1 protein-coding gene is annotated in these 1,020 nt (G+C 44.8%); it reads right to left on the bottom strand.

Going from position 1 to position 1,020, the window contains the following annotated elements; all coding sequences use genetic code 11:
* Nucleotides 1-9 precede the first annotated feature (9 nt).
* Nucleotides 10-1,020 (bottom strand): IS630 family transposase (locus tag AB4209_RS22420; protein ID WP_372057448.1); only part of this gene is annotated, 1,011 nt, incomplete at its 5' end.

Below are 1,020 nucleotides of genomic sequence, written 5' to 3'. Positions count from 1 at the left end.
TATACCCGTTCAACTTGAAGATACAGGTTTCAAAATCTGAAAGTTATCCGTAATTCTGGATGCCAGTGATCCTGCAACTTCTGGTAGCGTTACATCGAAAAACTCTTTGATGGCTGAAGTAAATTCTAGCTTGGAGGAGAAGTAAATATTGTTCCTCACATGTTCATTCATCACTTTCCAAAGCCGCTCGATTGGATTTAAATTTGGACTGTAAGGCGGTAAGTAATGAAGCTCGATATTGAGCACTTTTGCCGTATTTTTCACCAACTCTGAGCGATGATAGGCGGCGCCATCCAGTACTAGGTGAACTTTTTGCTCCAACGGGTAATGCTCCTTTTTGAGCTTCCAGAAGAAGCGAACGATGCTCTCGCTGTCTATCGTGTCATACGTATCTGTCACCGTTGCGCCAATATTTTGAAGCGGTAACGCACCGATAATATTAAGACGAGTTCGACTGCCTGTTGTTTCAATCACTTTGTCTTGGCCTTTGCGTATCCAGCCATAACTCAGTTTTGTTGACTGCGTAGGATGAACGGCATCCATGAACAACACAGGGTCTTCGCTCTTTCTTAGCGTCTCGTTGTAGTATGCGATAAAGGCTTGCTGCATCTCTGGATTAAACTTGTGCGGTACACCTTTCGGCTTCTTATATGAGAAGCCGTGGTGATGTAGCCACTTATTCATGCCAGCAACGGTATAACGAATACCAAACTCAGCGTGTACATAAGCAACAATTTGGTGGGTGTGGAAGTACGTTTTCTCTGCCAGATGTTCGATAAGCTGCATAGTTTGCCTAGCAGAAAGTCGGCTCTGGCTACCACCATTTTCAGGCTTAAGTTTTTCAGAGAGAACATAATCACTGAGGTGACGAGCGACCGTCGATTCGTGAATACGAAGAGCTTGAGAAATCATCGTCTGACTCCACCTTTCGGACGCGAGTAAAACCGCTTTGATGCGGTCACGCACTCGACCATCACGAGTTGAATCGTGCATCTCTTCAAGTTGTTGTTTCTGTTGAGG

It is taken from the genome of Vibrio sp. 10N.286.48.C11, from assembly GCF_041469805.1.
In the GTDB taxonomy this organism is placed as follows: Bacteria; Pseudomonadota; Gammaproteobacteria; order Enterobacterales; family Vibrionaceae; genus Vibrio; species Vibrio crassostreae_C.
This window is presented reverse-complemented; position numbering and strand designations above follow the sequence as displayed.